Here is an 8,877-nt window from a genome sequence, read left to right as displayed (position 1 = left end):
ACCATAATAAGACCATATTTATGAGAATTATTCGTCATATCACCCTACTTTTTTCCTTTTATTAAAGAAAAATTAAAGGATATATTAAGAGAGTTAACATCTGTTAAAAAATATACAAAAAAGGACCGAAATGGTCCTTTTCATTTATATCGGAGTTCGTATACTATTCAACATATTAGAAGGAATGATTAAAACTTTTTTACTAGAATTTTTAGACGAGCCTTTTCTTTCTATTTATTTTTTATTGGTAACCCAGTTTCTTTTAGAAATATTGATCTGTTTATTGGTTTGTCGTTAATAGTTGTTGGAAAAGTAATGTATAGATTTTTTTTAGCACGGGTTACTGCCACATACATTAGTCGTCTTTCTTCTTCAATAGTTGTTGGAGGTTCAGCTTGTTCTATAAGACCGTCTAATACCTCGGTATCTAATTTCACAGCACGTTTATGGGGTATTCCCCCACTATATGCCCCACTTATAAAGACATTTTCAAATGATAATCCTTTGCTTTTGTGTATGGTGAGTAAATAAAAAGCATTATAAACACCTTCATGATATTCTTGTAACTTTTTTCTCATATCATCTTTCTTCTTTTTCAATTGTTTATATCTATTGTTCAGTTGCTCCCAGGTATTAAAATTATCTGTTTCTAATTCGATCCATTTAACTTCCTCTTTTGTTAATTCATTTTCGAACAATGGGAATGTCATCAATTTATTTATGATGCCTTTCATAGAAACAGCTCGAATATTTATTTTCAGATTTTTTAATTCCGTTAAATATTCGAATACCATTTCTTTCTTTTCTATATTTGCTTTTCCACAAATAAATTCTGCAGCATCAATAGGTTTAGTGAACTTCTTCCTATCTACAATAAATTTTGGAACCTCAGATTTTTTCTTATAAAAGGCATAAGCAGTTTGTGTAACAATATTATTCCACTCATAAATCTTATTTTCTTCTTCGGCTAAAAATTTCCCCCAATACTTAAATGCTCTTTTGAACTCATCAATATTAAATATACCCATTAAATCATCATTAGCCTCGATAACAAATGGAATGTTATTATACTCAAGTTGATGGAGAATTGTTTGCAATTGTGTGTTTGAGCGATACAGCAAAACACTTTTTTTATAATCAGGAATTATATTAGGTTCTTTCGTGTTCGTAATTAATCCCAATTTAGTAACCTTATTTATTATCCATTCTGGTTCTTCAACTTGATTTGGTAGGGCTTGGATGAAACAATCTCCTTCTTTATAATGAAATGGTTCCATTGATTTTTCAATTCTATTACCTGCGTTATAAGAAATAAGACGATTTCCAGCTTGAACGATTCGAGCTATTGAACGATAATTAGTCATTAGTTTTTGAGTATGTGTATTATAGTTCTTATCGAAATCTTTTATATATTTAGGCTCTGCACCCCTGAAAAAATAGATACTTTGATCATCGTCACCTACGATGATTAATTTAGCAACATCATTCTTATCAGGCGGACAAATCTGTTGGATTATTTTCATTTGTATCGGATTCGTGTCTTGAAATTCATCTATAAAAATATATTTATATCGGTGTTGGATGTATTCCCTAGCATCATCATCTTCTTGTAAAACATGGAGTAAATTAATTAAATAATCATCAAAAATAATAATGTTTTTTTCTTTACGAATGGCTTGGAATTCATTCATCATGGACAAAAACCTTTGACTTATCGATACAGTACTTAATGGCTCAAGTACGTCGTAATGATTTTCAATAAAACGAGTCATTTCATCTATTTTAAAACCCATATTTGTCCAGTAGCTTATTCTTTCAGATAAAGATTTATTGCCCCCATGTTCATTCAATTGTTTTAATCTATATTTATTTATAAGAGTATTGAGCAATTTTCTATATTGTTTTTCACCTTGTATCGGATCCTCACCGTTTATCCCCATGCTGTTAACATAGGGGAACTTTTTCTTTAATTCATTGTATAATGCTTGAAAAATGCTATGAAAAGTTCCAATAGATAATCTAACCTTTTCTTCATCTAGAAAATCCTGAACCCTTTCTTTCATTTCTCCAGCGGCTTTAGTTGTAAACGTGAACATTGCAATTTTATCCTGTGGAATATTTTTCATCATAACTAAATATGCTGCTTTTGCACATATTGTTTGGGTCTTTCCACTCCCAGCACCTGCTACTATTCTCAAATGCTTATCCATTTCATATCTTATAGCATGATTCTGATCATTATTAAAATCGTTATTACCATTTTTAGGCCTAACGAAATCAAAGAAACTTTTGTCTTCATCGTATTCAGAGATGAGACCATCATCTTGTTTCTCTTCAATAATCAATTCACCATAAGAATTTTGAAATTGTGTTAAAACTTTCTCTTTGTTATGTAACTCATCTATTCACATTGATAATTCCCGTTCTTTTTTGGCGAGAGTTTCTTTATGCTCCATAGCCTCTTCTTTCAAAATTGAAAGTTCTGCTATTGCTCTTTTATTTTCTTGCTGTAAATACTGTATTCGGTTCCCCCTATCCTTAAGCTCGTTCTCATATTTTATTAATTGTGATTTAAGTTCATAAATATCATCATAAAGCTTTGATTTGCCAGTTATGTTATCGAGTAACTTCATCTTTTCCCCCGAAAAATTATGAATATGCAGAATCTAATTCTTGGTACTTTATTTCATATATATTGTACTATTTCTATATAAGATTCGAGAAGCTAAATTAAATACAAAACATGAAAATTGAACTACTTTATCAATTCAATATTTCAAAATCTAATTCATAACAAAAAACTTTATGGTTAAAGATGTGTTCTTGTAGTAAGTTCTAACATATCGAAACTTCCCATAAAAATATAAATAGTAACAAGTTGACACTTTTTTGTAATAAAACGATAAAAAAAATATCGAAATTAAAGGAATTGTTGTACAAACTATAGAACTTATTACCTAAATTCAATTAAATTAAGGGAAGTGTTTTTTGTGTTTGATTTTACTGATCAGGTTCCTTTTGATGGTGCAGAGTTTGCAGAAAATCCTGAACCCCGTTGTCCTTGTGTACTTTTACTTGATACCTCAAGCTCTATGGCAGGACAGCCTATAGCTGAATTAAATAGAGGCCTACAGACCTTTAAAGATGAGCTAATGGCAGATCATATGAGTGTAAAACGTGTAGAATTATCCGTTGTAAGTTTTGGTCCAGTAAACGTAGAAACTGAATTCCAAACTGCTGATGCTTTTTATCCCCCAACTCTTAATGCAAACGGAATGACTCCAATGGGTCAAGCAATCGAAAAAGGGATTGAGCTAATACAACAAAGAAAAGAAAAATATAGAGAAAATGGGGTTTCCTATTATAGACCGTGGGTATTTCTAATTACAGATGGTGCACCTACTGATAATTGGCAAAAAGCCGCAAAATTAATTAAAGACGCTGAGTCTAGTAAAACTCTTACGTTTTTTGCAGTTGGTGTTCAAGGAGCAAATATGGACATTTTAAAACAAATATCTGTTAGGGATCCACTAAAATTAGATGGGCTCAGATTTCGTGATCTATTTTCTTGGCTATCCAATTCATTAAGCTCTGTTTCAAGATCTACTCCAGGTGATGCAATACCTCTTGAAAACCCCGTAACACCTGGTGGATGGGGAATGATTGAATGATACCAATAAATGATTGGAAATTTGCTTTTGCATCAGTGACTGGAACATCTCATGAAAAAGTATATACTCCTTGTCAAGATTCAAGTAAATGCCAGGTGATTAGAGATCCCAAAGGAGAAAAAGTTTTAGTCGCTGTTGTATCTGATGGTGCTGGAAGTGCTAAATTTTCCGATCAAGGGTCATCTTTAGCCTGTGAATTATTTATTAAAGCAGTGTATGGATATTTTAGTGATAATAAACAAGTAAAAGACATAGAAAACTCATTTATAGAAAATTGGATTGACCATTTCCAAGAAGAAATACTTTCTCTTGCAAACAATTTAAAGGTATCTCCTCGTGAGTTTGCTTGCACATTTTTAGCAGCGGTAGTCGGAAACGACCATGCTGCTTTTTTTCAAGTTGGAGATGGTGCAATAGTAATACTTGAACAAGAGACCGATGGAACAGTAGAAAAGTATGATTACCTTTTTTGGCCTGATAAAGGTGAATATGAAAATACCACATATTTTATAACCGATACGATGGTTAAGAAACATATGCAATATAAACCTTTGTCAAAGCAAATCAAAGAAGTAGCATTATTTACTGATGGTATTCAGCACTTGGCTCTCCAATATCAATCGAAAACGGTTCATAATCCTTTTTTTAAGCCAATGTTTAATGTTATCAGAAAATGTGATAAGAACAATTCAGAAGGATTAAATTCGTCTTTAGCTAAGTTTCTAAACTCTGAAAGGGTTAACGAAAAAACAGATGACGACAAATCGTTATTGTTAGCAACACGCACAGGGGTTGAAAACCATGGTATTGAGTAATGCAACAATTCCTAAGTGTAAAGATAGCCAGGGACACCTAATAAAAGCAGGAAAAGTAATCGGTAGAGGTGGAGAAGGTACTGTTTATGAAGTAGAAGGGAAAACTGGAATTGTCCTGAAACTTTACCATAAGTATGATGAAGAACGCTCAAAAAAAATAACCCTAATGAGTAATATTAAATCTGAGAGACTTTTAAAATATACAGCATGGCCAATTGACACAGTTAGAGATGCAAATGGAAAAGTTATAGGATTGTTAATGCCCGTTGCAAACGGAAAAGAAATTCATAAACTTTATAGCCCTAAAAATCGCCTTAACGAGTTTGATAATGTCAGTTTACCCTTCATAATACATACAGCAGCAAATATTGCCCGTGCTTTTGCAGTTGTTCATGAAAATGGCCAAGTAATTGGAGATGTTAACCACGGTAATATTGTGGTCTCAAATGACGGTACTGTTAAATTAATTGACTGTGACAGTTTTCAAATTAATAGTAATGGAAAATTAATTTTTTGTAAGGTTGGCGTAGCGACACACCAGCCTCCTGAACTTCAATCTAAGTCTCTATCCAATATTGTACGTACAGCAAATCATGATAACTTTGGTATAGCGATTATAATCTTTCAGCTATTGTTTATGGGAAGACATCCTTTTTCTGGACGTTATTTGGGTTCGGGCGATATGCCAATCGAGAAAGCAATAGAACAGTACCGTTTTGCATACGGAAGAAATGCCAAACAAAGAGATATGCAACAACCACCAGGTACACTTCCACTTGATTTTTATGGGAAGGAATTAGCAGAACTCTTTGAGAAAGCTTTTTCTCAAACAGGTTCTAACAATAATAATCGCCCAAAGGCAACAGAATGGATTGTTGCTTTAGAGAAACTAAATAAAGAAATGGTTAGTTGTTCATTGAATCAAGCACATACCTTTAGTAAAGAACATAAAACTTGTCCTTGGTGTGTGTATGAGGGAAAAACGGGGCTAATGTTATTTTCTGCAGTTATTAAATCAAAATTAGGCAATATTAATGTGTTTCAACTTGATCTGATTTGGAAAAAAATTAACGACATTAGTACACCTTATGATCAAGATTTGCCTAATCCTTATGCACTTTCACAGAAACCGTCAGATGAAATAATAAAATTAGGGAAACAATTTAAACGAAATAAAATTATGAAATTGTTAACAGCAATAATCATAGGAATCATTTCTCTTTTATTAACCTTTTCTGGTGGTATGGGTATATATCCAATAGGTGGTGTTATCGGGGCTATTGTATTGGGTTCGAGAAAAGCAAAAGACGAAAAGTTTGAAGAAATATATAAAGGATATGAAAACTTAAACCGAAAGTGGAGCTCTCTTTTAGAACGTTGGAAAAAAGAAGCTTCAGCAGATAAGTTCTATTCAAAGTTAGCTGAATTAAATGATTATAAATCGAAATATACTGATATTCCTAATCTACGCAAGTTAAAAATAAAGACACTCGAAAAGGACCAAAGAAATCGTCAATTAAATGAGTTTCTGGATAGATTTTATATTCAATCTAGTAGCATTGATAGTATTGGACCAAGCAGAAAAGCAGTACTCCAATCATATGGTATCGAAACAGCTAGAGACGTTTCTAAACAATCAGTATTGAGGGTTCCTGGATTTGGCCCGTCATTAACAAATAACCTTGTTGATTGGAGAAAAAAACTTGAAAAAGGTTTTACTTTTGAACCTAAAAAAGGTATTCCAAAATCCGACTTGTACTCATTGGAAAAAGAGATTTATTCATTAAGGAGTGACCTTGAGAAAAAGTTAACTAACGGAGAAGCTGAATTATACTATATTAAAACCTCCATCCTTAATAGGAGAGAAAATTTAATAAAAGAAGCTGATGAATGTGTGCAACTATTAGGAAAAGCTAAGGCTAATGTTGATTATTTAAAAAATGTTTTATAGGTCAAATCATCTTGCATCTTGTGTCTATCCCCATCGGATAGACCATTTTTATTTTAGACTTTTGTGAAATCAAATATTAAAAAAACAGCATCAATAATCTCACCACTGGCAACAAAAAATCTTGGAGCAACTCCAAGTTCATTCTATGAATTATGTATGCTTTACATATAATGTTTACCTTAAGCAGATTCCTTCTTCTCTTATAACTATAGTATGCATTAATCTTTATGGTAAATGTTTTATTGATCCCAATCTTCTTCAATCAAATTGGGGCTACTATTCTGTGACGAGTTTTGCTTTTCCCTTCTTCAACAAAAGCTACCCGTTAATTGAAGAAGGCAGCACTTGCCATTTGTTTGCTCTATTATTTAAATAAGGTAATGACTTTATTCTTCTATCATTCTAACAAACCTTTTTTGGTGCATATTTATTTCATACCTCAGTTCCCCTTCTTAAACAAGTTGTTTTTAATGTATGGTGCATATAATAAAACAAAGCAAGAAATTTAGTTCTTGCTTTGTTTTGATTGAATAGAAATGCACTAAACTAATAAATTATAATCCACTAAAAGAGAAGGTTACGGTGGAGTTGAACTGTTTTTCACCTGTTACCTCTTTCAGTGTATTGTTATCACTAAAATCATTATTAGCAGTCGTTAGATCTAAATTAAAGGTCAGTCCGTGATTCGCTTTAGTCTCATTGGCTCCGTTATACAATAGAGTCAAATCATGATTTACAGGTGTGTTTCCTTCAAGCCAACCACCATCTTCAGCAAATTGTTCAACTGAAATTCTCTGAGAGTTGAGCTGTGTACCATCTGTGGCAGCTAAAGCAGTCCCAGAAACGAATACGCTAAAGTTTAATGCACTTGTAACTTGATAGTTTGGTTGAGTGACCTCTTGGCCATCAAGACTATAAGTTCCTTCTGCAATACTACCCACATCACCATTAAAAGAAACTCCGTCAAAGTTCATCGTGAAAACTGAGGGAGTGATTCCATTTACCGTGGCATTTACATTTACATTTTGGGTAGAATCCGCAAATACAGAAAGAGGGAGGGCGACTACCCCTGCAGAGGCTATTAAACTAACAATGCTTTTTCTTAATTTTTTCATAATATACACTCCTCAATTGGTTTTATAGAATGATAGTTTTGAGAACAAATTTAATCGTTCCAAATGTTTTGCTGAGAAACTCTTTTCCAGGTTATGAATATTCTCCTCCTCTTGCGTCTGGTAGTTTATGTAATGACTAGACAAACAAGTTTTTGTTTTTCTAGGGATTACTAAATTACGTCTTTCTCTGAAAGAATTTGCTTTTTGGCTTCCTGAAGCATGCGTTTCTTTAACGATTTAACATAGAAGCGGATTAAAATGATGATTAAGAGCAGTATAGCAAGTACGATGGCGATGTAATACCAAGGAATATCATAGATTTTTGTTGTATTGCTAACAAATTTTTCGCCATCCATGGAAAAGGATGATATTACTTGGTATATCCCAAATGATTCAGATGGTACCCATTTTGATACTATAGTTTTGGTAGCACTAGGTAGCAAATTTACTTTCGGGACAGAGACCTTTTCTTCTGTTCCTTTTAAGATATTTTTAATTACCAAAGTGCCTTGAGATTCCAGATGTACATTTCCGTTGTTTTTTACATCATAGGTAAACAAGAATGAATTGTTGGATTCTTTTTTATGAGAAAATTTGGTTACTGCCCATTCTTTGGTTAAATTGATATTGCCATTTTGATCTGTCACGGTGACGTATAGGACAGGGATAATTTGTGTGACCACTTTTACGTTTCCTTTTTGGCCTGTTCCACCACCTTCAGGTAAAAATTGAAGGACAACAACAGCAGCATGTTCGCCCATCTCGGCATTTTGTGGGACGGAAATGTCCATTTTAATTTCTTTCGTTTCATTTCCCGTTAATTTAAATGAAGTTTGATTAACTCTAGTCCATTTGGAAACGGACCAGTTTTCAGGAACATCATTTTTGAACAGTAATTTTCCGTCTTTCATTTCAAAGTCTTTTACTTCGACTGAAACCGCAGCATTTCTATCGGATTCATTTTTTACTTTAAAGTTAATGGTGGCCGATTCCCCTGGTTTGTTCGTAGTTTTCATGATTGTTTGATTAACAGAAAATCCATTAAAAGGCTTTTGCTTTGCGTATATGGGCAAAATGTTTGTATCTATTAAAAGATAAACGAAAAGAATACATAAAAAAAACGTTCTAAAAAATTTCATAATTAGCTCCTTTGACATAATGTAATAAAAAATGACATTCAGGATATTGTTACCACTACAGGCGATAATTTCAAAACATGTATATTTTTGTAAATAAATACTTTATAACTATGATTATAGTCACATTATTTATACATGTCTATATGCCCAACGGGAAAGGTTTTCGACTAAAGTTGACAGGATTTA

7 protein-coding genes are annotated in these 8,877 nt (G+C 32.7%); 3 read left to right on the top strand and 4 right to left on the bottom strand.

Annotated features, from left to right (window positions below):
- Positions 1 to 230 precede the first annotated feature (230 nt).
- Both AC59HZ_RS27205 and AC59HZ_RS27200 read right to left on the bottom strand, forming a co-directional pair.
- A complete protein-coding gene (locus AC59HZ_RS27205) occupies positions 231 to 2,345 on the bottom strand; it encodes an ATP-dependent helicase (RefSeq protein WP_496548899.1) in 2,115 nt (704 codons plus the stop codon).
- A gap of 60 nt (positions 2,346 to 2,405) precedes the next feature.
- Complete coding sequence (locus AC59HZ_RS27200; protein WP_496548898.1) at positions 2,406 to 2,633, bottom strand: hypothetical protein; 228 nt, start codon at positions 2,631 to 2,633, stop codon at positions 2,406 to 2,408.
- Between the two features lie 357 nt (positions 2,634 to 2,990).
- On the opposite strand from AC59HZ_RS27200, the gene AC59HZ_RS27195 reads away from it, so the two are divergent.
- From AC59HZ_RS27195 to AC59HZ_RS27185, 3 genes are read left to right on the top strand one after another with little or no spacing between them, the layout of a single operon-like run.
- Complete coding sequence (locus AC59HZ_RS27195) at positions 2,991 to 3,671, top strand: vWA domain-containing protein (RefSeq protein ID WP_496548897.1); 681 nt, start codon at positions 2,991 to 2,993, stop codon at positions 3,669 to 3,671.
- On the top strand, positions 3,668 to 4,486 hold the full coding sequence (locus tag AC59HZ_RS27190; RefSeq protein WP_496548896.1) for a PP2C family serine/threonine-protein phosphatase: 819 nt from the start codon (positions 3,668 to 3,670) through the stop codon (positions 4,484 to 4,486). Before AC59HZ_RS27195 ends, AC59HZ_RS27190 begins: the two co-directional genes overlap by 4 nt.
- Positions 4,473 to 6,437, top strand: coding sequence for a helix-hairpin-helix domain-containing protein (locus AC59HZ_RS27185; protein ID WP_496548895.1), 1,965 nt, complete (start codon positions 4,473 to 4,475; stop codon positions 6,435 to 6,437). Before AC59HZ_RS27190 ends, AC59HZ_RS27185 begins: the two co-directional genes overlap by 14 nt.
- Positions 6,438 to 6,991: 554 nt before the next feature.
- Here AC59HZ_RS27185 and AC59HZ_RS27180 read toward each other — a convergent pair.
- Together AC59HZ_RS27180 and AC59HZ_RS27175 are read right to left on the bottom strand one after the other, a co-directional pair.
- Positions 6,992 to 7,552, bottom strand: coding sequence for a hypothetical protein (locus tag AC59HZ_RS27180; protein WP_496548894.1), 561 nt, complete (start codon positions 7,550 to 7,552; stop codon positions 6,992 to 6,994).
- Positions 7,553 to 7,722: 170 nt separating this feature from the next.
- On the bottom strand, positions 7,723 to 8,568 hold the full coding sequence (locus tag AC59HZ_RS27175; protein WP_496548893.1) for a COG1470 family protein: 846 nt from the start codon (positions 8,566 to 8,568) through the stop codon (positions 7,723 to 7,725).
- Between the last annotated feature and the right edge of the window lie 309 nt (positions 8,569 to 8,877).

Source organism: Neobacillus sp. DZ-9 (assembly GCF_059587065.1).
Note: the sequence above shows the minus strand (reverse complement) of the source record. Positions and strands in the feature narration are given on the sequence as shown.